The 576-nt window shown below is 43.9% G+C and carries 2 pseudogenes; both read left to right on the forward strand.

From position 1 onward, the window contains the following. A pseudogene (locus CWM53_RS22825) lies at nt 1–198 on the forward strand (hypothetical protein); the annotation flags it as partial. A 56-nt stretch (nt 199–254) separates the two neighbouring features. Next, nucleotides 255–576 (forward strand): annotated as a pseudogene (locus CWM53_RS31755) (hypothetical protein); the annotation flags it as partial.

Below are 576 nucleotides of genomic sequence, written 5' to 3' on the forward strand. Positions count from 1 at the left end.
GCCGACAATATTAAAAACGCCTATAGCTGTGAAACCCACCGGGAGTCTCGCTTTTTGACCTTAACGACCGAGGAAGATTGGTATCCGGATGCGTATCCGAATATTCTCGACGCCCCCTGCCAGGCGATAAAGGATCCCCAGGCGATGACGGAATATACCCGCGACCACGCCCGCTGGTTTCCCATTATATTTAAATAAATCAATGATAATACTTTCAATGATTCTCACTACTGAGACGAAGAAGGAACGTTAATATGCCCCACCAGGTTGCGACAAAAAACATGACGAATAGGATGATCATTTTATATTTAGCACTTACAGGAATAACAGGGTTAGTCTATGGCTTATGTTCACTAAGTGGTGAAACACTGCATTCCCCCTTTGAAATCAGTTCATATGATGCCGTTGCTGGCGATCTTATCGAACATAGTCTGTACACCTTCTATAAACCGTTTGTCGCTACGCTCTGCTCACTCGTTATACCGTTGATTTGGCTGTTATCAACGAGAAAATCAACGCATCGTAAACTGCGTCACCCGGCTATTCCAGTTATGCTTTCTTTGCTGATTTTCATCT

This window comes from Klebsiella sp. A-Nf5, assembly GCF_002810545.1.
In the GTDB taxonomy this organism is placed as follows: Bacteria; Pseudomonadota; Gammaproteobacteria; order Enterobacterales; family Enterobacteriaceae; genus Klebsiella; species Klebsiella variicola.